We start from the raw sequence: 19761 nt of genomic DNA, 5'->3' as shown, positions 1-19761 counted from the left end.
AGGTAGTCAAAAAACAATACAGAACCGAGGTATTTGGTGTTTTATCTGTATTTTTATTGGTCATTAACGGTTTTTTCAGCAGTTTGTCTGCATAAAATCCGAGTTTTGTCATGCGCCGAATACCGCATTTTTATACCCCCAATGCACGAGTGGCAAGAAAATTTCGCGATCAGGTCGAAATCACGACCAGAACAACTTTATTCACCACCCTTGCGCTCTGCCATCTGGCACTTTTCGAAGGATGAAATTGATTTTACTGACGATGACGTTGCCAGAATGTGACTACTTTTCCATTCGAGACTACCCAGAAATCACAACAATATGGTAAAAAAGCCTCGCATGAGCCGCTCAAACCACTGGATTTGTGACCCTTGTGCAATAAGAAGTGATAGTGTGTCGTTTTTCCAAGTTTTGTGACCGAGGCCCCAATGTTGCTGAATGTGTTGCTGATCCTGCTGCCGCTCGTGATCGGCTATCTTGTCCCCCTCTCTTCCGCTCGGCTCATCAGGCTGGTCAACCAATCCCTCGGCAAGATGGTCTACCTTATCCTGTTCCTGATGGGGCTGGGGCTCGCCTATGTGGAGAACCTCGGCACCAACCTGGGAGTGATCTTCAAGGTGGCGGCCATCATGCTCGGGGCCATCACCGTCTGCAATCTGCTGGCGCTCTGGTGGCTGGACAGGCGCAGCCCGCCGACCCACGAGGCTAGCGACGGCAAGATGCCGAGCAAGTGGCACCTGCTGTGGGAATCACTGCAGCTCTGCTTCGTGGTGCTGGCGGGGGTCGGGCTCGGCCTGCTGGTAGACTTGCGCGCCCTGCCCATCGACCGCTTAAGCGAGTGGGCGCTGATGCTGTTGTTGCTGCTCATCGGCATCCAGATGCGCAACTCCGGCATGCGGCTGCGCCAGATCCTCCTCAATCCCTGGGGCATGAAGATAGCCGCCACCGTGATCTTGAGCAGCTGGGTCGGCAGCCTGCTGGCAGCCCAACTGCTGGCCATGCCCTGGAGTCACGCCCTGGCGCTCGCCTCCAGCTTCGGCTGGTATTCCCTCTCCGGCATCCTGGTGGCGGACAAGCTCGGGCCGGTGCTCGGCTCCGCCGCCTTCATCAATGATCTCGGTCGCGAACTCATCGCCATCCTCATCATTCCTGTGCTGATGCGCCGCCACCCCTCCGCCGCCATCGGCTATGGGGGCGCCACGGCACTGGACTTCACCCTGCCGGTGATCCAGAAGTCAGGGGGTATCCAGGTGGTGCCGGTGGCCATCGTTTCTGGCTTTATTCTGAGTCTGCTCGGCCCCATCCTGATCCTGGGTTTCCTGGCTATCTGACCTCGTCCTCCTCTCTCCTGCGAAAAAGCCCGGCATCGCTGCCGGGCTTTTTACTTCTTTAAAAGACGGGGGCATGACGGGCGCAGCGCCCCGAGTCACACTCGCCACTGACCGGCGCTCATCACCCATCTGATGGCCATGGTTTCCGGGTCTACCAGCAGCAGATCCGCATCCTTGCCAGGAGCGATCACTCCCTTGCCTGCAAGACCGAGCGCCCTCGCCGGATTCACCGTCACGACCCCGAGAGCCGTCTCCCACGCCACGCCCAGCGCCCGCGCCTTGACGCACGCCTGCCACAGGCTGCCAATCTGGCCGCAGCGCAGCTCGATGAGCCGCCCTTCGCCATCGAAGCGCGGCAGACTGGCGTTGGCATCCGAGCTGAAACTGATGCGATCGGCTGACACACCGGCGGCCAGCAGTTCCACCAGCGCATCCGCCGCCAGCCGCTCCCCATCCTCCAGCAGGTCGGGGAAGCTCGAGGTGGTGAGATCGACCCAGCCTCCCGCCTTGCCCCAGTCGATGGCTTCGGCAAACAGCCAGGGGTTGCGGTTGCAGTGGGTCGGGTAGAGCTGGCGCAGCGGGATGTCGGTGTTATCGCGCAGGGCCCGCAGCGGTGCGAGCGCCCCCTTGCCATCCCCCAGATGAAAGAAGCTGACTCCGCTCTTGCCCGACAGCAGCCCCGCCACCCGCGCCTCGCTCACCAGCCGGGCCAGCTCGTCATGGGTGGGCGCGCTGGAGCGGTGATCGCTGATGGCGACCTCCCCCACTCCCAACACCTCGGGGATCAGCATGATGTCGGACTCCATCGAATCGGTGAGAGTCTTGACCGGCAGATGGTAGGAGCCGGTGTACATGAAGGCGCTCACCCCGGCGGCGTTGAATTCGCGCACCTTGCCGAGCACCTGGGATGGGCTCCGGGTCAGGCTGTCGGTACCCAGCGCCGCCACCAGGGTGGTGACGCCCGCCTGCAGGGCTTCTCCCGCCGCCAGCTCGGGGGTGCGAAAACCAAAGCCCCCCTCACCGCCACCGCCGGTGATATGGGCCAAGGGATCCACCAAGCCAGGCACCAGATAGTGGCCACGACCATCCACCCGTACCAGCGGCCAGTTGGCGGGCACATCCAGCCCTTTGCCTGCCCAGGCGATGCGGCCATCGGCCACCAGCAGATCCTGCTGGCCAAGATAATGGGGACTGTAGATCTCGGCACCTTCGATCAGGGTCAACATGGGGTCACTCCTTGCGAAACATTGTCTGGAAGCCGGCGAGGCGGGAAGCGTCATTAACCCACCTTTGGCACGCCAGGGGAAGGGCTCACGTCACGTTGCCCATAGGCAAAGCCGCGCGGATCCGCTAGGCTCACCTGCAATCTTCGCTGGTCGATATCCGCTCCCATGAACTATCTGGCTCACCTGCACCTGGCCGCCCACACCCAGAGCTCCCTCACCGGCAACCTGCTGGGGGACTTCGTCAAGGGCTCGCTCCCGAGCCAGCTCGGACCCGATCTGGACGAGGGGATCTGGCTGCACCGCAAGATAGATGCCTTCACCGATGCCCACCCCGAGCACAGGGCCGCGGTCGCCCGCTTCGAGGCCCCCTGGCGCCGCTTCGGCGGCATTCTGGTGGACATGCTCTATGACCACTGGCTCTGCCGACACTGGTCCCGCTACGCCAGCCTCCCTCAACCCGATTTTCTGCGGGAGAGCTATGGTCGCCTGCTGGCCGATGATGCGCGCCTGCCCCAGGGCTTGCCCCTGCCTCTCAGACGGATGGCGGAGCAGGACTGGATAGCGTCGTACCACCACAAGGAAGGACTGGCCCAGGCCCTCGATGGTATCGGACGCCGGTTGCGCCGGCCCCTGCCCCTCGGGGAGGCGCTCCTCACCCTGGATGCGGCGCAGTGGCGGGCCAGTGAGCAGGGCTTTCTGCGCTTCTACCCCGAGTTGATGGCCGCCAGCGAGCAGCAACTGGCGGCCTATCGGCGGGGCAAGCACCCATAAAAAAACGCCCCAATGGGCGTTTTTTTATCTGCGTGCGATTCAGATCGCTGGCTGGAAGACAAACGGCTTGCTGGCCACAAACTTCTCCGCGGTCTCTCCCGCATAGAGCTGTCCCTCGGTCAGCCCCAGCTTCTTCACCGCGGCCCCTTCCTTGAGATCCAGCTTGTCCATGCTCACCCAGAAGGTGTTGGGCAAGTTGGTCAGCTCGAAGAAGTAGCGGCGATGCTGTTGATCCGCCACGCTGCGCCACAATGTGGTGGAGATGTTGGGCTGATCCGGCGTGCTGATCCCCATGGGGACGGAGACGTTGCGCATCACGCTCATCACCCCGGCCACCCCCTGCTCCATCTTGCTGGTCTTGGGCAGGGTCTTGATGTAGAAGGAGGCGCGCGCGAAACGATCCGCCGAACGGTTGGTACCGGGCAACATGGTCAGCCCCCCGATCTCTTCCCAGTAGTCGTTGAGGGCCAGCTGCTTGTCGAAGGTGGGGGAGTTGGTCATCACCTGGTAGCTGCGGTCGTGATGGATTTGCAACTTGCCGCCCACATACTGGAAGATGGCCGAGTCGCCGCTCGCATCCGAGAGGGAGAGGTGCAACTGGGCCGGTCGCCCATCCGGCGTCATGCCGGTCATCACGTAGAATTCATCCTTCGCGAGCGCCGTCACCGCCTCGTCCACGGTGGCGAAGTTGTCCAGCACATACTGGGCCCAGAGGGAGATGGAGAGGGTCTTGCGCTTGTCTGCGGCGCTCGGGGTCACATACTCCGATTCGGTCAGATAGAGCAGGTTCGCCACCAGCCCCCGCTCGTTCATCCCATCCGCCGTGCCCGCATCAAACCCCGCCGCCACCACGGAGCCATAGCGTGCCTGCCATTTCAGCGAATTGGGGCCAGCGGCGCCGTCCCGACTGATACCCCGTGGCAGCGACCAGAGATTGGTGGGCATGGCGGTGCGCCAGTCCATGGTGCGCCCCGTGACGATGAGGCCATCCTCCCCCTGATAGAGGGCGCGGGTACAGGCCTGTGCCGCGCCACCGACCGAGCAGGCCAGCGCCAGGGTCAACAGGGAGTGTCGAAAGAGAGGAGCAAGTTGGATTGTCATAGAGGTCTCGCAGATCGGGGCCAGGGGCACCCGACTCATCAGGCCATCCCGTGGATGACGTTCAGGAGCCTGATCAATACAGAGGGCAGTCAAGCTCCGGCCGAGGCTTTATTTTATCACCATACCTCTTTGGAGATGGGAGCGGAGAGGCTGTCAGGGTCAATAGCTGACGGATGGCGCCAAAAAAACCGGACGCGTGGTCCGGTTTGAGGGTCAGGCTCTGTCAGCTCGACTCTTTCTTCTTGCGGATACTGAGACCCAGCTCGCGGCCGCGCAGGCGGGCGTAGTAGATGGTGCCGATGAAGGCTAAGGTGGTGAACACCAGCTCCACCACCGCCAGCCAGCGCTCCCCCTCGTCCGTGGTGATGAGCGTCAGGGCGTGCAGGAAATAGGGCATCAGCACGAAGTTGCCCCAGGCGTGGGTGTAGGGGTTGCCCTGCACTATGCCCTTTAGGGGGAACAGCAGGGGCACCGTCCAGATCACCGGCAGCAACCAGGGGTTGAGATCCGGATGGGGAGAGAGCCACAGATGCCACAGCAGGACCCATCCCAGCAGACCGAAGAAGCCGGTCAGGGTCAGCAGACGGGCGAAGCGGGTGCTCACTTGAGGATCTCCAGCACCTGCTCGGGCGGACGGCCGATGCGGGCCTGTCCGTTTCTGATGACGATGGGGCGCTCGATCAGCTTGGGATGCTGGTGCATGGCGGCGATCAGGGCATCGCCTTCTTGTTCGGCCAGCCCCAGCTCCTTGTAGAGATCCTCCTTGGTGCGCATCAGCTGGCGCGGATCGCTGAAGCCGAGCTGGCCCAGCAGGGTGCGAATCTGCGCCTCGCTAGGCGCCTGTTCCAGATAGAGCACCACATCAGGGGCGATCCCGTGCTGCTCCAGCAGCGCCAGGGTTTCACGGCTCTTTGAGCAGCGCGGATTGTGGTAGATTTGGGTCTCGCTCATGGTAACTCCCTGATATGACTGATGGGACAAGAAACCGCGCTATTGTAGGGGAAACGTCGGATGAGGGTAAGGGCAAGGGTGCCAGAAATGAAACGAATTTGTTGGCTGATTGTGGCCGCTCTGCTGACGGCCTGCTCGCCGGCACCGCGCTTCACCGACGCCGGGGGGCAAGCCGTGACCCTCGACGACTTCACCGGCAAGCCGCTGCTGGTCAATTACTTCGCCCCCTGGTGCCCCCCCTGTCTGCGGGAGATGCCGCTGCTGGCGGCCCTGCAGCAGCAAGGGGAGATAGGGGTGATCGCCATCAACTATGATGCCGCCACCCCTGCCGAGCTGACCGCGCTCGCCCGCCAGCACGGGATAACCGTGCCCCTGCTGATCCCGGCAGATGAGTCACGCCTCCCCTTCCCCCGCCCCGCCATGCTGCCCACCAGCTACCTGCTCAGTGCCGAAGGCGAGCTGCTGGAGACCCTGGTCGGGGAGCTGGACGAGCAGAAATTGGCCGAGATAAAAGCCCGGACAGTCACACCCCGGCAGCATCAGTAGCTACCAATCATCACATTGACCTAGCAAGCCCTCTTCAACAGGCATCAATGGCAGCATGAGTGTCCAATAAAACGAGACGGGGTGCCCCTGATGGGGCACCCCGTCTGTCATCACCCGCCTCGGGATCAGCCTTTCAAGCTATCGAGATCCTTCTTCGCCCGCTCCAGCTGGGTGATGCGCGCCTCGATGCGGGCCAACGTCAGCTTGTCGGTGGTGGTGCCGCGGGCCACCACCAGCTCGTCGATAGCCGCCTGATAGTCACCACGCAGGGAGAGGGTCTCCGCCCGCGCCATGTGCAAGTCCGTCATCCGGCCCGACTTGCGATAGGCGTCCGACAACAGGCTCCAGGCCAGGCTGTTCTCCTCGTGCTCGCGGGCGTAAGGATCCAGGGTGGCGATGGATTTCTTGTAATTGCCCGCCTCCAGATAGGCGTTGCCGAGGTTGACCACCACCACCTCGTTGTCCGGCATCCGGGTACGGAAGCGCTCCAACCGGGCGATGGCCTGGGCACTGCGCCCCTTGGCGAGATCGATGTCGGTCATGGCATCCACCATGAAGAGATCCTCGGGGTGGCGCGCCGCCAGCTCCTGCATCAGCGCATCCGCCTCATCGGTGCGCTTGAGCTGCAGCAGGGCCAGGGCCTTGCCGTAGAGGGCGGCATCCTTGAGGGGGTAGTCTCCCTTTTGCAGGCGGTTGTCAAAATAGCTCAGCAGTCCCTGGGGGGTCTCGGTGCCGTAGCGCACCTGGATGCGCACCTTGGCCAGCCAGAAGTCGAGGCTGGGAGGCAGGGTGCGGCGGCCATAGCTGCTGGCGCGGGCGCGGGCCTCGCTGATCCGGGTCTCCGGCAGGGGGTGAGTGAGCAGCATCTCCGGCGGCTTGCTGGCGTAGCGATACTCCGCCGCCAGTTTCTGGAAGAAGGTGGCCATCCCCATGGGATCGAAACCGGCGTCATAGAGCGTCTTCATGCCGATCCGGTCCGCCTCGTATTCGTTGTCCCGGGTGTAGTTGATAGCGGACTGCATGGAGAGACCCAGGGTGGTCTGCAAGGCGGCGATACCGGCGGTGGGGTTGATCACCGCCAGCGCAATGGAACCCACCAGCCCGGCCAGGGTCATGGCGGAACTGCTCGCCTGGGACTCCATGTAGCGGGCGATATGGCGCTGGGTCACGTGGGTGATTTCGTGCGCCAGCACCGAGGCGAGCTCGCTCTCGCTGTCGGCGTAAAGGAACAGGCCGGTGTGCACCTTGACTCGTCCGCCCAGGAAGGCGGCCGCGTTGATGCTGGGATCGTTGATGAGGAAGAAGGTGAAGGGGAAGCGCACCCCGTCCGCGTTGGTGAGCAGTCGCTGACCCAGATCGTCGATGTATTCGCTCAGCACGGGATCGTCGATGATGGGCAGGCCGGCCCGGGCGAATCGCATGAAGGCATTGCCATAGCGCACTTCCTGCTCGATGGGCAGGGCCGCTACCCCGGCGGTGCCGATGTCGGGCAGCTGGTTGTTCGCCTGGGCGTGGAAGGTCGCGCTCATCAGGGAGACCAGCAGGGGAAAGGATGCCATCAAGGGGGAAAAGCGGGCCACTGTGTCTCTATCTCCATCAGAAAGTGCTCGGGCAGAATACCCTTGCCCATCAAGGCCTACAAGCGTTGTTTCATCCTGCCATCGCGGCCATAATGACGGCCATCATACGCGATGGAGCCCTCCCCGAGATGGAACAGCACTGGGAACAGCTCGACCTGACCCCCTGGCGTTGCCCCGAGCCCCTGATCCGGCTCAAGCTCTGGCTGCGGGCGGCCCATGACGGCCAGTGCGTGCAGCTCCTGCTGGCCGATGCGGGTTCCAGACAGGACATTCCCGTCTGGTTGCGCCGACAGGGCCATCAGGTACAACCGTTGCAGGAAACCGAGACCTGTCTAAGGCTGCAACTGGTGGTCAGCAGTCCCTCGTCATGATGCGTCTCTTTGCACACCGTCGTCGGGCGCATGTCATCCCATGCCCCAGTAATGTAAGGAAGCTCCGATGTTAGAAGTCCTGAAGCGCTGGTACCAGACCCGCTTCTCCGATCCCGATGCGGTCACCCTGTTCCTGCTGCTGGTGTTCTGCTTCGCCGTGCTCTGGCTGTTTGGCGACATCCTGGCGCCGCTGCTGGTCGCACTGGTGATGGCCTACCTGCTGGAGTGGCCGGTGAGCCGATTGCAGCGGGCCGGGCTTTCTCGCACCCTGGCCACCAGCCTGGTACTGCTGCTGTTCATCGCCCTCACCGTGACGGCCTTCCTCGGGCTCATTCCGACCCTGGTGAGCCAGGGCATCAACCTGGCCAAGGAAGCGCCGGCCATGCTCAACCACGCTCAGGACTATGTGCGTGCCCTGCCGGAGAAGTACCCGGAGATCATCGACGTCAGCCTGGTCGAGACCATCATCGACAACATCCGCCAGCGCATCTTGGCGGGGGGCGAGCAGTTGGTGAGCGCTTCCCTGAGCTCCCTGGTCAACGTGGTCGCCATCCTGGTCTACGCCATCCTGGTGCCCCTGATGGTGTTCTTCATGCTCAAGGACAAGCAGGTTCTGATGGGAGGGCTGCGCCGCTTCCTGCCGCGCAACCGCACCCTGGTGAACCGGGTCTGGGTGGAGATGAACGACCAGATCATCAATTACATCCGCGGCAAGGTGATCGAGATCCTCATCGTCGGCATCGCCACCTATGTGCCCTTCGCCCTGATGGGGCTGCGCTACTCGGTGCTGCTGGCGGTGGCGGTGGGCTTCTCCGTGCTCATCCCCTACATAGGGGCGGTGGCGGTGACCGTGCCCGTGGCCATGGTGGCCCTGTTCCAGTGGGGGCTGACCCCGGACTTCGCCTGGCTGATGGTGGCCTATCTGGTCATCCAGGGGCTGGATGGCAACCTGCTGGTGCCCCTGCTCTTCTCCGAGGCGGTCAACCTGCACCCTGTGGCCATCATCATCGCCGTGCTGGTGTTTGGCGGCCTCTGGGGCTTCTGGGGGATCTTCTTCGCCATTCCCCTCGCCACCCTGGTCAAGGCGGTGATCAATGCCTGGCCCAAGCGCGAGGAGCTGCCCCGCCCCGCGCCATAAGCCCCATGACAATCCAACAAGAAGAGAGGCCCCGGCCTCTCTTCTTGTTGCCTCTTTGCGTATTTACTCTCCCCCGCGACGTGGTTGGACACACCGGCGTACTTTCCTCCCCCCTTAGCCCCCACTTGCTGACACCAACCTGAATTCCTGCGGCTATCGACTTGAATTCACAGCAAAAACACGCTTCACTGACGAAGACTCCACCTACGCCCCGGCCTGAAAACCCAAAAGGATCCCTTGATGCCCCCTGTCTCCTTGCGCCACGCCTGTCTCCCCGCACTCCTGAGCCTGTTGCTCGTCGCCCCGGCCCGGGCCGACATCGACATCGGTGCTCTCAGCGCCTTCTCCAGCGACAGCCCGAGCAGCCCCATCCCCAAGGGATTGGTGCTGGGCGGCGTGGTCCTCGGCGGCCAGGCCCGTTATCAGTATCAGGATGATGCCCTGCTCCCCATCCCGGGGGCCCTCTATTTTGGCGACAACCTGATGTACCTGGGGGATCGGGCCCGTTACTACCTCAGCCGGGATGGCGGGCTGTCGACCTATGCCTTCGGGCGGGTGCGCTTTGGCAACCTGGATCCCGATGACGATGCCTATTTCACCGGCATGGAGAAACGCAAAGGGGAGTTCGAGGCAGGCTTTGGCGCGGATCTCATCACCCCCTATGCCCTCTGGTCGATGCGGGCCACCACGGATGTCACCGGTACCAGCAACGGCCAGGAGGTGATGCTCTGGGCCAACTTCCCCATAGTGCGAGGCCGCCTGCTGCTGATGCCGGGGGCGGGTCTGATGCTGCGCAGCCACAATCTGGCGAACTACTATTTCGGCGGCATCGGGGCGGATGAAGTGGCCCCCGGTCGTCCCCAGTGGAATACCGGCACCACCCTCTCCCCCATGGCCTCCATCATCGGCAGCTACCGCTTCAGTCCCAACTGGATTGGCGGGTTTGGCTTCAACTACGAGCGCTATGACGACGACATCGCAGACAGCCCCCTGGTGCAACACCAGGGCGAGTTCTATGCCGGGGTCGGCGTCGGATACATCTGGTAACGGTGCAACATAACGAGAAGGGAGCCCGAGGCTCCCTTCTTGCAATCTTGTGATGCACGCACGCCTCAGACGCTCGCCAGAAACTCCGTCAGCTTGCGGGTAACGAACGCCGGGTTTTCCAGGGTCGGGATATGGCCTGCGGCCGGCACCTCGATGAAGGGGCAGGCCAGCGCCTCGGCCATCAGATAGCCTTCCAGCACCGGGCGCGCCTTGTCTTCGCAACCCGTCATCACCAGGCTCGGCACGCGGATCTCCTCGAGCCACTCCATTCTGTCTTCCCGGGTCACGAAGGCGCGTCCCAGCGCCACCAGACTGGCCACCTTGTCCAGCGGCCAGTTCGCCAGCCGAGCCTTGAAACCGGCCATCAGGGCCGGCTCCGGCTGGTTGGCGAAAAACAGCGGCGCCACCTGATCGATGATGGGAGGCGGCAGGCTGCCCTGCTGTTCGATGGCGGCGAGCATGGCGAGGTAGCGTTCGCAGGTGATCTGGGGCTCCCAGCCGACGAAGGTATCCATCAGCACCAGCCCCTTGAGGCGGGTCGGCGCCAGTCTGGCCAGCTCCACCCCCCACATGCCGCCGATGGAGAGGCCGACCAGTATGAACTCGTCCACCCCGAGGGCATCAAGCAGGGCCAGCTGATCCCGTGCCAGAGTCGCCAGATTGCAGGGGCCCTCGGGCACGGGATCGGAATCCCCATGGCCCCAGAGCTCGGGCACGATGCAGCGATACTGCCCCTTGAGGGCTTGGATCTGCGGTGCCCACATGGTGCTGTCCCACAGATAGCTGTGCCCCAGCAGCAGCACAGGCCCCTGCCCTTCATCCAGATAGGCCAGGCGACGCCCTGCTATCTCCATCATTTTCTTCATGTTTTCTCCTATGACCCGCTAGCTGGCGCCAGTGTAGCACGAGGGGCAGGCGCCTGACCTCCCCAGACGGGCGAGGCCTCCGGCCAGCCTGCGAGCGGGCAATAAAAAGCCGGTCGTCAGACCGGCAAAAGGCATTGAAGATAACGGAAAACCTGGCGTCATCAGACGCGGATATATTTGGCCGTGCGCGGGAAGGCTTGCTCCTTGGCATCGAACAGGTAGCAGGCCTCGGCCGGGATGCCGACGCTGTAGGTCTGGCCGGTGGCCACGTCCACGTCAGAGCTCGCCTTGACGGTGAAGTCGTGACCATCCACGTCCATGTAGACGAAGGACTCGGCTCCCAGGTGCTCGGCCACCTGCACCATACCGCTTACCTTGCTGTCGGCATGGGCGTGATCCAGCGGCACCAGGTGCTCGGGGCGAATGCCCAGTTCCACCTTGTCACCGACCGCACCGCGGCGGGCATCCACCCGCACCCGCACGGTATCGCCGGAAGTCAGCTTGACCACGGCTTCCTGCTCACCGATCTCCTGCAACTCGCCGGAGAGGAAGTTCATCTTGGGAGAGCCGATGAAGCCCGCCACGAACTTGTTGTCCGGGTTGTGGTAGAGCTCGAGCGGGGTGCCGAACTGCTCCAGGTTAGTCTCGGCCTCACCCTTGAGAGGGCTCAGCACCACGATGCGGTTGGCCAGGGTCATGGCCTCCACCTGATCGTGGGTCACGTAGATGATGGTGGAGTTGAGCTCCTTGTGCAGCTTGGCAATCTCGATGCGCATCTTGACCCGCAGGGCCGCATCCAGGTTCGACAGCGGTTCGTCGAACAGGAACACCTGAGGCTGCTGGACGATGGAGCGACCGATGGCCACCCGCTGGCGCTGACCGCCGGACAGGGCCTTGGGCTTACGGTCGAGCAGGGGCTCGAGGCCGAGGATCTCGGCGGCGCGCATCACCCGCTTGTGGATGTTCTCCTTGTCCATCTTCTTGAGCTTGAGGCCGAAGGCCATGTTCTCGTAGATGTTCATGTGCGGGTAGAGGGCGTAGGACTGGAACACCATGCCCACATTGCGCTCCACCGGCGGCACGTCGTTCATGTAGCGACCGCCGATGGTCAGCTCGCCGCTGGTGATGTCTTCCAGGCCCGCGATCATCCGCAGCAGGGTGGACTTGCCACAGCCGGACGGGCCGACGAAGACGATGAACTCCCCTTCCTTGATGGCCAGATTGATGTTGCGCAGGGTGTCCTTGTGGACCGCCGGATCATAGTTCTTGCGAACCTTGTTGAGTACTACTTCAGCCATGTCGAGCTCCGCTCTTGAATCTTTGCAAATCGTGATGGCGGGGGGAGAAGCTTCCCCGGCCATGAACCTTAACCTTTGACGCCACCGGCAGTGAGACCACCTACCAACCAGCGCTGTGCCAGCAGGAATACGACGGTGATCGGCAAACCAGATAGCACTGCTGCTGCGGCGAAGTCACCCCACAGATAGTTCTGCGGATAGAGGTATTGCTGGGCACCGACCGCCAGGGTCAGATTGTTCACATCCGACAGCAGGATGGACGCCACGGGCACCTCGGTGATGGAACCGATGAAGGCCAGAATGAACACCACCGCCAGGATGGGCACCGACAGGGGCAGCAGGATCAGCCTGAATGCCTGCCAGGGCGTCGCACCGTCGATGGCCGCCGCTTCCTCCAGGGAGGAGTCGATGGTCTCGAAGTAGCCCTTGATGGTCCACACGTGCAGGGCGATGCCCCCCATGTAGGCCAGGATCAGGCCGCCGTGGGTGTTGAGGCCGAGCCAGGGGATGTAGTCCCCAATCTTGTTGAACAGCGCATAGATGGCCACCAGGGCCAGCACCGCCGGGAACATCTGGAAGATCAGCATCCCCTGCAAGATGGTCTGCTTGCCACGAAAACGCAGGCGGGCAAAGGCATAGGCACAGGTGGTGGAGAGCACCACTATCATCAGGGCGGTGATGCCCGCTATCTTGATGGAGTTCCACAACCAGGTCAGCACCGGGAACGGCGGCGGCGTGATGCTGCCGTCAGCGTTGGTGATGGACATGCCGAGCGCCAGCTTCCAGTGGTCCAGAGTCGGATTGGTGGGGATGATCTCCCCCACCGAGAAGTTGCCGTTACGGAACGAGATGGCGATGACCATGATCACCGGGAAGATGATCAACGCCAGGAAGGCCCACATGACCAGGTGGGTTGCCCACACCCGGTATTTGACTGATTTGGGTTGTACGATAGCCATTTTCGAGCCTCCTTACAGCTTGTCCGCTTTGGACAATTTCAGGTTGAGCAGTGCGAGCGCGCCGACGATCAGGAAGATGGCGGTAGCGATGGCACTGGCCAGACCGTAGTCCTGACCACCCGAACCCTGGAACGCGATCCGGTAGGTGTAGTTCACCAGCAGATCCGTGGTACCGGCCGGGGTGCTGGCCCCGATGATGTCCGGTGCTCCGTTGGTCAACAGCTGGATAAGCACGAAGTTGTTGAAGTTGAAGGCAAACGACGCGATGAGCAGCGGCGTCAGCGGCTTCATCAACAGCGGTACCGTGATCTTGAAGAAGTTCTGTACCGGACCCGCCCCGTCCATGGCGGATGCCTCATAGAGATCTTCCGGAATCGCCTTGAGCAGGCCCATGCAGAGGATCATCATGTAGGGGTAGCCGAGCCAGGTGTTGACGATGAGGATCATCATCTTGGCCAGGAAGGGGGTGGTGTACCAGTCCGGCTTGATGCCGAACGCCGCTTCCAGGAACAGGTTGATCTCGCCGAAGTTCTGGTTGAACAGACCCTTGAACACCAAGATGGAGATGAACGCCGGTATGGCGTAGGGCAGGATCAACATGACCCGGTAGAAACCACGGCCGCGCAGTTGCTCCCACTGTACCAGGCAGGCCATCACCATGCCGATGGCCAGGGTGAAGGCCACGGAGCAGGCGGAGAAGATCACCGTCCAGACGAAGATCTGCATGAAGGGGCCCTGGATACCCGGGTCTGTCATGATCCGCACGAAGTTCTTCCAGCCCACGCTGACCACGAAGCCCGGTGCCAGCCCCTTGCCGACGAACTGGCCATCCGCGTCGATGTACTGGTAGAAGCCGGTGTCGGGGTTGGGCAGCATCAGCTCGCCGGTCTGGTTGTCACGCAGCAGGTTGACATCCTTGATCATGACCCCGGACTTGAGCACGGCGCCGTCCACCAGCTGGGTGTAGAGCGGTTTTTGCGCCGCAAACTTGCGCAGGCTGCTCATGGTCAGGTGCACGCTGCCGTCCGGCAGCACCAGATCCAGGGCATTGAGATGGCTGCGGTGATCGACGATGGCGCGAATGGGCGCCGCCTGGCCGACCGCTTCCCCGTTCAGGGGCTGCAGTTGCACGGTTTCAGGCTCATTCGGTGCGCTGCCCTCGCGAACGGCCAGGGTGTGCGCCTTGTTGTTCTGCAGGTGAAGAGGCTGGCTGATGAAGGATTGGTCATCTTGCTGCAACAGCAACTGGTACTGACCCTTGTCCCCACCCAGCAGGGTGAAGTCGAATTCGCCCCCCGCCACCTTGTAGATCTTTTTCAGATGGAAATTGCGTGCCTGCTCGAGGGAGAGCAGGTTGGTGCCCGAATAGTTGGTGAAGGCGATGCCGATCGTGTAGGCAAGAGGGAAGATGATAAACACCACCATGCCAGCCACACCGGGGAAGATATAGCGGTGGGCATAGGTCTTCTTGTTCATGAAGACATACAGCCCGACGGAAACCACCACCAGATCCAGCAGCGCGAACACCCACTCACCGCTGGCATACATCATCACGGCGGCATAGCCGTTGAGGATGGCGACCAGGGCAGCGATGGTCCACTTGAGCCAGGAGTGCTTAGCCTTCGGACCGGCATAGGATTCAATAGAAGGTACTACTTCCATGCCAATTAACCTTTATTACGCCAAGAGAGAGTTGAGAGAGTGGGAGGCCCGAAGGCCTCCCGGGTAGTGCATGCTTACTGAACGATACGCTTGGCAGCAGTATCCAGGGCTTCGTCAACGCTCTGACGGCCAGAGGTGACGTTCTTGAGGGCAGTTTCGAAGGAGGACCAGAAACGGCTCATCTCAGGCACGGACGGCATCGGCTCGCCATTCTGGGCGTTCTGCATGGTGGCCTTGATGTTGGCATCCGCTTCCAGGGTCTTCTGGAAGGACTTCAGTGCCACGGCACCCAGCGGCTTGTCGGCATTCACCGGCGCCAGACCGGCATCGGTCAGCAGATAGTTCTCGAGGAACTCGATGGCCAGATCCTTGTTCGGGCTGGCGGCGTTGATGGTCGCACCCAGTACGCCAACGAAGGCCTTGGCCGGTTTGCCCTGCAGGGTCGGCAGCGGCGCTACGCCGTACTTGATGCCGCTCTTGTCCAGGTTGCTCCAGGCCCAGGGACCGTTGATCATCATGGCCACTTCGCCCTTGTTGAACTTGGCATCCATGACACCGTAGTCGATGCCCTTCTCCAGGTGACCGGACTTGATCATCTCGGAGATGTAGCCCACGCCCGCCTTGGCGCCCGCGTTGTTCACGCCGGTGTCTTTCACGTCATAACCGGTGGCGGTCTTCTTGAAGGCATAACCACCGTTGGCAGCCACCAGGGGATAGCTGAAGTAGGGGGTGTCATAGGCCCACATGATGGCGCGCTTGCCATTCTTCTTCAGATCTTCGTCGATCTTGGCGATCTCTTCGAAGGTCTTCGGCGGGTTCGGCAGCAGATCCTTGTTGTAAATCAGGCTGACGGCTTCAACTGCAACCGGGTAGCCGTAGGTCTTGCCGTCGACGGTCATGGCGTCCCAGGCGAACTGCTCGAACTTGGCCTTCTCGGCGGCATTCGGGGTCACCGGCACCAGCAGACCGGCCTTGACCCACTCACCGTAACGGTCGTGAGCCCAGAAGAAGATGTCGGGACCGTTGCCGGTGGCAGCGGCTTGCTGGAATTTCACTTCAACCTGGTCCGGGTGAGCCACGGTCACCTTGATGCCGGTCTCCGCTTCGAATTTCTTGCCGACTTCGGCCAGGCCGTTATAGCCCTTGTCACCGTTGATCCAGATGGTCAGCTGACCTTCGTCAATGGCAGCCGTGGCAGAGCAAGCCACACCCAGAGTAGCCAGACCGATCAGGGATGACAGCAATTTCTTTTTCATGAGCCTTTCCTTGTATAAGTTCCGCGCTGTAAGAGCATTGTGTGCAAGTGAATATTATCCCAAGCCGTGCATGCCTCACATGACACGCCTCGCATTTTTGAAATGCAATTACGTATTTTCTTCCAGAAAGTTCTGAAAACATTTTCTTATTTCCGCGAATACCGGGGGTTTATTCCCGTATTTTTGACTCCGCAAGGAAATAAAATTACCAATCGGTAATAAAATTTCATGAATGAAAGGGGTTTCACCCCCATGAAAGCCCTTTCAAACCCTTTATTTTGTCCAATGTGTTAACAAAGTACCGAGTCCATTTCGATGTGCGCCAACCCCATAAATAAAAAGACACCCGGGGCAGCCCGGGTGTCTTTTTGCCGAAAATGAAGAGTGGATCACATTATGACTGGCGCAGCAGTTGATCCTTGAGGTTGGGGGGGACGCCACGGATGGTCAGCGTGTCGGTCTGGGGATCATAAAACACGCGGCTGTTCAATAGCTTCTGCTCGAAGCTCAGGGTCAGACCACCGCCTGAACCGACGAATTTGGTGAGCCCCCGCAGGGTGGACCTGTCCGCCGGGAAACGATCTTCCAGTTCATATTCCTGGCCGATGAAACTGTAGAAGTCGAGATCCCCTTCATCTTTTGCAGCCAGTTCAGCCGAGAGTTCTTTTATCTCTATTTCTGCACCGGCACTGGCTTGCTCGGTGCAATATTGGAAGACCTGTTTCTTGTAATCATGGCGCTCGGCGGGCTCGAGTTGGCGGCTGTCGCAATAATCGTCCACCGCCTGCAGCAATCCCTTGTTTTGCACCTTGGCATCCATGCCTTCACGGGCACCCAGATAATCCATGAAGAAGTCCCCCAGCTTGCGACCGACCCGCCCCTTGCTGAAGGTAATATAACGGCGAGAATCGGGCTGGGTCTTCCACTCGGTCAGATCGATACGGGCCACCAGATTGAGTTTGCCGATATCCAGATACTGGATATGACGCAGCTCCAGCGCCTCGCTGACGGTGACGCTCTCCTTGCCTTCCAGGAGGGCGATCATCAGATAATCAACCCCCACATAGTTGTATTTGGCAAACAGCAGCACCCCCTGCTCTCCCAGGGCATGTTCCACCAGGTTCTTCACCAGCAGCTGGGTCATGGTCACGGAGAAGGGGACGAACTCAGTCTGCTCGGCGAGCAGCTGTTCGAGGGCGATGCGAAATGCGGGGGAAGGCTGTTTGGGGGCATCGCTCCCTTCTGCCTGCTCGGCGACGGCGGCTTCCGGGTCCGCGAAGAAGCCGAAGCCCTTGCCACCCTTGCCGTTGTAGATGCGATGCAGTTCAGCCATCAGCCCTTGCACCGCCTCGTCTGCGGGCAGGGTCTGGCTGCGGGTGTCGGCGTGCGGTTGACCATCGCCGCCCTGGCGCAGGGAGTGAAGAATGATCTTGTCGATATCGAGACTCATGTCACAAAGCCATAGTGTTAGCCGAAAGGGTGAAGTATTATAAGGCGCTTTGAACCGAGATGAACTGAAGATTATGCCCATCGTATCAAAGTACAATAACGAGCAGTTTGACGCCCTGATGAACGACCTGATCACCGCCCTGGAAAAGCACAAGGCGCCGGTGGATCTCAGTCTGATGGTGCTTGGCAACCTGACCACCAATATCATCAACGGTATGGCCCCGGCCCAGCGTCAGGCGATCACCGAGAAGTACATCCAGGCGCTCACCGCCTCGGTGAGTCTTCGTCACGATGCTCACTGAGTTTCTTCGCATTCTTTGACGTTTCTCAACCCTGATGGATCACTATGGTCGAAACCGGCAACCCCTATCGTGATAATGTCTCTCGCCTGATCACCTGGGGGCATTGGTTCTCCTTCTTCAACATCATCCTGGCCATGCTGATCGCCACCCGTTATCTGGGCTCCATCAGCTGGCCATCGACCACGCTCGGTGTCACCTATCTCATCATCAGCTGGATAGGGCATTTCTCGTTCCTGAGCTTCGTCACCTATCTGTTGACCATCTTCCCCTTGAGCTTCGTGCTGCCCAAGGAGCGGGTGCTGCGTTTCACCTCGGCCATCATCGCCACCCTGGCGCTGGTGCTGCTGCTCATCGACACCCAGGTGTTCCAGCTGTTCAAGTTCCACCTGAACGGTCAGGTGTGGCAATTGCTGCTGGATCAGGCCCAGACCGAGGAGGGCTCAATCTGGAGCATCATCTTCGTGGCGGTGCCCACCATCTTCCTGCTTGAGCTGCTGCTGTCAGCCTATGTATGGCGCAAGATCAACAAGCGCAAGCGCCGCCAGTACGGCAATCAGGTCGGGCTGGCCCTGCTGGTCTGCTTCATCCTGACCCATCTGGTCAACAGCTGGGCCGATGCGACCCTCTATCAGCCCATCACCATGCAGCGGGCCAACTTCCCCCTCTCCTACCCCATGACGGCGCGCAGCTTCCTGGCCAAGCACGGCTGGCTGGATCTGGAGCAATACGAGAAGAAGGCCGAGAGCCAGGGCAGTGCCGAACACAGGCTGATCTATCCCCTGCGCCCCCTCAACGTGAGCGCCCCGGTTGAGCACATGAACCTGCTGGTCGTGGTGGTGGATTCCCTGCGGGCGGACATGCTCAACAACATCAACATGCCCAATCTGCAGCGCTACGCAGACAATCATCTCAATTTCCGCCAGCACATGAGTGGCGGCAATGACGATGTCATGGGGATGTTCGGGCTCTTCTACGGGTTGCCCGGCCACTATTACGACGACATCAGTGCCGACAAGCGCCCTCCGGTGCTGTTCGACGAGATGCTGCGCCAGGACTACCAGTTTGGCCTGTTCGGCTCGCTGGAAGATGCCCAGAAGTACCGCCAGAGCCTGCTGGCCGGCCTGCGCAAGCAGGTGTTTGTCTCCGAACAGACCGACGATACCCGCCTGATCGGCGACTGGCAGCAGTGGCTCGGCAAGCGCTCGACCGATCGCCCCTGGTTCTCCCTGGTCTATCTGTCGAGCCCGGGGGATTATCAGGTGCCCGCCGATGTGAAGGGCCCCTTCCAGCCTGAGCTGACCCGCTTCAACCCGGCGACGGCCTATCGGTCCGAGAATCTGCAGAAGCTGGAGAATCGCTACAAGAACACCGTCTTCTATACGGATCAGCTGCTCGAGCAGATGCTGGATCAGTTGCAGCAGCAGGGCCTGAGCGAGAAGACCATCGTCGTCATCACTTCCAATCACGGTCAGGAATTCAACGAAACCCAGAGCAACAGCTGGGGTTATGGCAGCAACTACTCCCCCTATCAGGTGCAGGTGCCCTTCGTACTCGCCTGGCCAGGGGCCGAGGAGAAGCCTCAGGAGCAGGCCAGCAGCCACCTGGATCTGGTGCCGACCCTGATGAAGGGCATGCTGGGCGTGCGCAACCCGCCGCGAGACTACAGCATTGGCCGCAGCCTGTTCGATATCAGTCCGCGCAACTGGCTGCTGGCGGGGGATCAGAATGACTTCGCCATCTACCAGGACAACACCATCACCCACTTCAACAAGCAGGGGGATTTCGAGTTGCTGGATCGCGCGAGCTACAAACCCATCAAACACGGTACGCCGGATATGGGGGCCATGATCCAGGTGATGAACGAGCTCAATCGCTTCTATCGCTCCCCCTGATCGATGCGATAAGTG

At 61.0% G+C, this 19761-nt stretch carries 19 protein-coding genes; 8 read left to right on the top strand and 11 right to left on the bottom strand.

Going from position 1 to position 19761, the window contains the following annotated elements:
* Positions 1 to 428 precede the first annotated feature (428 nt).
* On the top strand, positions 429 to 1331 hold the full coding sequence (locus ABNP46_RS07240) for a lysine exporter LysO family protein (protein ID WP_349921737.1): 903 nt from the start codon (positions 429 to 431) through the stop codon (positions 1329 to 1331).
* Between the two features lie 95 nt (positions 1332 to 1426).
* On the opposite strand, the gene iadA is transcribed toward ABNP46_RS07240, so the two are convergent.
* A complete protein-coding gene (gene iadA / locus ABNP46_RS07235) occupies positions 1427 to 2557 on the bottom strand; it encodes a beta-aspartyl-peptidase (protein ID WP_349921736.1) in 1131 nt (376 codons plus the stop codon).
* Between the two features lie 165 nt (positions 2558 to 2722).
* Here iadA and ABNP46_RS07230 point away from each other — a divergent pair, with 165 nt between their 5' ends.
* The gene (locus ABNP46_RS07230) at positions 2723 to 3328 is read left to right on the top strand and encodes an ACP phosphodiesterase (RefSeq protein WP_349921735.1); all 606 of its coding nucleotides are present in this window, start codon (positions 2723 to 2725) and stop codon (positions 3326 to 3328) included.
* A 39-nt stretch (positions 3329 to 3367) separates the two neighbouring features.
* Here ABNP46_RS07230 and ABNP46_RS07225 read toward each other — a convergent pair whose 3' ends face one another.
* From ABNP46_RS07225 to arsC, 3 genes are all read right to left on the bottom strand, one after another.
* Positions 3368 to 4429: a linear amide C-N hydrolase gene (locus tag ABNP46_RS07225; protein ID WP_349921734.1), complete on the bottom strand. Its 1062-nt coding sequence runs from the start codon at positions 4427 to 4429 to the stop codon at positions 3368 to 3370.
* 223 nt (positions 4430 to 4652) lie between these two features.
* Positions 4653 to 5033, bottom strand: a complete 381-nt coding sequence (locus tag ABNP46_RS07220; protein ID WP_349921733.1) for a DUF2069 domain-containing protein — start codon at positions 5031 to 5033, stop codon at positions 4653 to 4655.
* Positions 5030 to 5380, bottom strand: coding sequence for an arsenate reductase (glutaredoxin) (gene arsC / locus ABNP46_RS07215; protein ID WP_349921732.1), 351 nt, complete (start codon positions 5378 to 5380; stop codon positions 5030 to 5032). Before arsC ends, ABNP46_RS07220 begins: the two co-directional genes overlap by 4 nt.
* A gap of 87 nt (positions 5381 to 5467) precedes the next feature.
* On the opposite strand from arsC, the gene ABNP46_RS07210 reads away from it, so the two are divergent.
* Positions 5468 to 5926: a TlpA family protein disulfide reductase gene (locus tag ABNP46_RS07210; protein WP_349921731.1), complete on the top strand. Its 459-nt coding sequence runs from the start codon at positions 5468 to 5470 to the stop codon at positions 5924 to 5926.
* A gap of 125 nt (positions 5927 to 6051) precedes the next feature.
* Here ABNP46_RS07210 and ABNP46_RS07205 read toward each other — a convergent pair whose 3' ends face one another.
* Positions 6052 to 7506 (bottom strand): beta-barrel assembly-enhancing protease, encoded by a 1455-nt coding sequence (locus ABNP46_RS07205; RefSeq protein WP_349921730.1) that lies wholly within the window; start codon positions 7504 to 7506, stop codon positions 6052 to 6054.
* 128 nt (positions 7507 to 7634) lie between these two features.
* Here ABNP46_RS07205 and ABNP46_RS07200 point away from each other — a divergent pair, with 128 nt between their 5' ends.
* The 3 genes from ABNP46_RS07200 to ABNP46_RS07190 all read left to right on the top strand — a co-directional run bounded on the left by ABNP46_RS07200 (position 7635) and on the right by ABNP46_RS07190 (position 10062).
* On the top strand, positions 7635 to 7877 hold the full coding sequence (locus ABNP46_RS07200) for a sulfurtransferase TusA family protein (RefSeq protein WP_349921729.1): 243 nt from the start codon (positions 7635 to 7637) through the stop codon (positions 7875 to 7877).
* Between the two features lie 67 nt (positions 7878 to 7944).
* Positions 7945 to 9015, top strand: a complete 1071-nt coding sequence (locus ABNP46_RS07195; protein WP_349921728.1) for an AI-2E family transporter — start codon at positions 7945 to 7947, stop codon at positions 9013 to 9015.
* Between the two features lie 240 nt (positions 9016 to 9255).
* Positions 9256 to 10062, top strand: a complete 807-nt coding sequence (locus ABNP46_RS07190) for a MipA/OmpV family protein (protein WP_349921727.1) — start codon at positions 9256 to 9258, stop codon at positions 10060 to 10062.
* Between the two features lie 65 nt (positions 10063 to 10127).
* Here the strand turns inward: ABNP46_RS07190 and ABNP46_RS07185 are convergent, their stop codons facing one another.
* The 6 genes from ABNP46_RS07185 to yejK form a co-directional block, all read right to left on the bottom strand.
* Positions 10128 to 10928 (bottom strand): alpha/beta fold hydrolase, encoded by an 801-nt coding sequence (locus ABNP46_RS07185; protein WP_349921726.1) that lies wholly within the window; start codon positions 10926 to 10928, stop codon positions 10128 to 10130.
* A gap of 161 nt (positions 10929 to 11089) precedes the next feature.
* Entirely contained in the window at positions 11090 to 12226 is a 1137-nt protein-coding gene (locus ABNP46_RS07180) for an ABC transporter ATP-binding protein (protein WP_349921725.1), read from the bottom strand.
* A 68-nt stretch (positions 12227 to 12294) separates the two neighbouring features.
* Positions 12295 to 13185: a maltose ABC transporter permease MalG gene (malG, locus tag ABNP46_RS07175; RefSeq protein ID WP_349921724.1), complete on the bottom strand. Its 891-nt coding sequence runs from the start codon at positions 13183 to 13185 to the stop codon at positions 12295 to 12297.
* A gap of 12 nt (positions 13186 to 13197) precedes the next feature.
* Complete coding sequence (gene malF, locus ABNP46_RS07170; RefSeq protein WP_349921723.1) at positions 13198 to 14847, bottom strand: maltose ABC transporter permease MalF; 1650 nt, start codon at positions 14845 to 14847, stop codon at positions 13198 to 13200.
* Positions 14848 to 14921: 74 nt separating this feature from the next.
* A complete protein-coding gene (gene malE / locus ABNP46_RS07165; protein ID WP_349921722.1) occupies positions 14922 to 16103 on the bottom strand; it encodes a maltose/maltodextrin ABC transporter substrate-binding protein MalE in 1182 nt (393 codons plus the stop codon).
* A gap of 394 nt (positions 16104 to 16497) precedes the next feature.
* The gene (yejK, locus tag ABNP46_RS07160; RefSeq protein ID WP_349921721.1) at positions 16498 to 17553 is read right to left on the bottom strand and encodes a nucleoid-associated protein YejK; all 1056 of its coding nucleotides are present in this window, start codon (positions 17551 to 17553) and stop codon (positions 16498 to 16500) included.
* A 73-nt stretch (positions 17554 to 17626) separates the two neighbouring features.
* On the opposite strand from yejK, the gene ABNP46_RS07155 reads away from it, so the two are divergent.
* A complete protein-coding gene (locus ABNP46_RS07155) occupies positions 17627 to 17854 on the top strand; it encodes a DUF1414 domain-containing protein (protein ID WP_349921720.1) in 228 nt (75 codons plus the stop codon).
* 44 nt (positions 17855 to 17898) lie between these two features.
* Complete coding sequence (locus tag ABNP46_RS07150; RefSeq protein WP_349921719.1) at positions 17899 to 19746, top strand: DUF3413 domain-containing protein; 1848 nt, start codon at positions 17899 to 17901, stop codon at positions 19744 to 19746.
* Positions 19747 to 19761 lie beyond the last annotated feature (15 nt).

Origin of the sequence: Aeromonas veronii (genome assembly GCF_040215105.1) — a bacterium.
Lineage (GTDB): Bacteria > Pseudomonadota > Gammaproteobacteria > Enterobacterales > Aeromonadaceae > Aeromonas > Aeromonas veronii_G.
This window is presented reverse-complemented; position numbering and strand designations above follow the sequence as displayed.

Bases quoted from the DNA above. Each gene is read 5' to 3' on its own strand.
- yejK (WP_349921721.1), bottom strand. From the start codon at position 17,553: ATGAGTCTCGATATCGACAAGATCATTCTTCACTCCCTGCGCCAGGGC.
- ABNP46_RS07180 (WP_349921725.1), bottom strand. From the start codon at position 12,226: ATGGCTGAAGTAGTACTCAACAAGGTTCGCAAGAACTATGATCCGGCG.
- ABNP46_RS07210 (WP_349921731.1), top strand. From the start codon at position 5,468: ATGAAACGAATTTGTTGGCTGATTGTGGCCGCTCTGCTGACGGCCTGC.
- ABNP46_RS07240 (WP_349921737.1), top strand. From the start codon at position 429: ATGTTGCTGAATGTGTTGCTGATCCTGCTGCCGCTCGTGATCGGCTAT.
- ABNP46_RS07195 (WP_349921728.1), top strand. From the start codon at position 7,945: ATGTTAGAAGTCCTGAAGCGCTGGTACCAGACCCGCTTCTCCGATCCC.
- ABNP46_RS07190 (WP_349921727.1), top strand. From the start codon at position 9,256: ATGCCCCCTGTCTCCTTGCGCCACGCCTGTCTCCCCGCACTCCTGAGC.
- ABNP46_RS07155 (WP_349921720.1), top strand. From the start codon at position 17,627: ATGCCCATCGTATCAAAGTACAATAACGAGCAGTTTGACGCCCTGATG.
- malG (WP_349921724.1), bottom strand. From the start codon at position 13,185: ATGGCTATCGTACAACCCAAATCAGTCAAATACCGGGTGTGGGCAACC.
- iadA (WP_349921736.1), bottom strand. From the start codon at position 2,557: ATGTTGACCCTGATCGAAGGTGCCGAGATCTACAGTCCCCATTATCTT.
- arsC (WP_349921732.1), bottom strand. From the start codon at position 5,380: ATGAGCGAGACCCAAATCTACCACAATCCGCGCTGCTCAAAGAGCCGT.
- ABNP46_RS07185 (WP_349921726.1), bottom strand. From the start codon at position 10,928: ATGAAGAAAATGATGGAGATAGCAGGGCGTCGCCTGGCCTATCTGGAT.
- ABNP46_RS07150 (WP_349921719.1), top strand. From the start codon at position 17,899: ATGGTCGAAACCGGCAACCCCTATCGTGATAATGTCTCTCGCCTGATC.
- ABNP46_RS07225 (WP_349921734.1), bottom strand. From the start codon at position 4,429: ATGACAATCCAACTTGCTCCTCTCTTTCGACACTCCCTGTTGACCCTG.
- malF (WP_349921723.1), bottom strand. From the start codon at position 14,847: ATGGAAGTAGTACCTTCTATTGAATCCTATGCCGGTCCGAAGGCTAAG.
- ABNP46_RS07230 (WP_349921735.1), top strand. From the start codon at position 2,723: ATGAACTATCTGGCTCACCTGCACCTGGCCGCCCACACCCAGAGCTCC.
- ABNP46_RS07200 (WP_349921729.1), top strand. From the start codon at position 7,635: ATGGAACAGCACTGGGAACAGCTCGACCTGACCCCCTGGCGTTGCCCC.
- malE (WP_349921722.1), bottom strand. From the start codon at position 16,103: ATGAAAAAGAAATTGCTGTCATCCCTGATCGGTCTGGCTACTCTGGGT.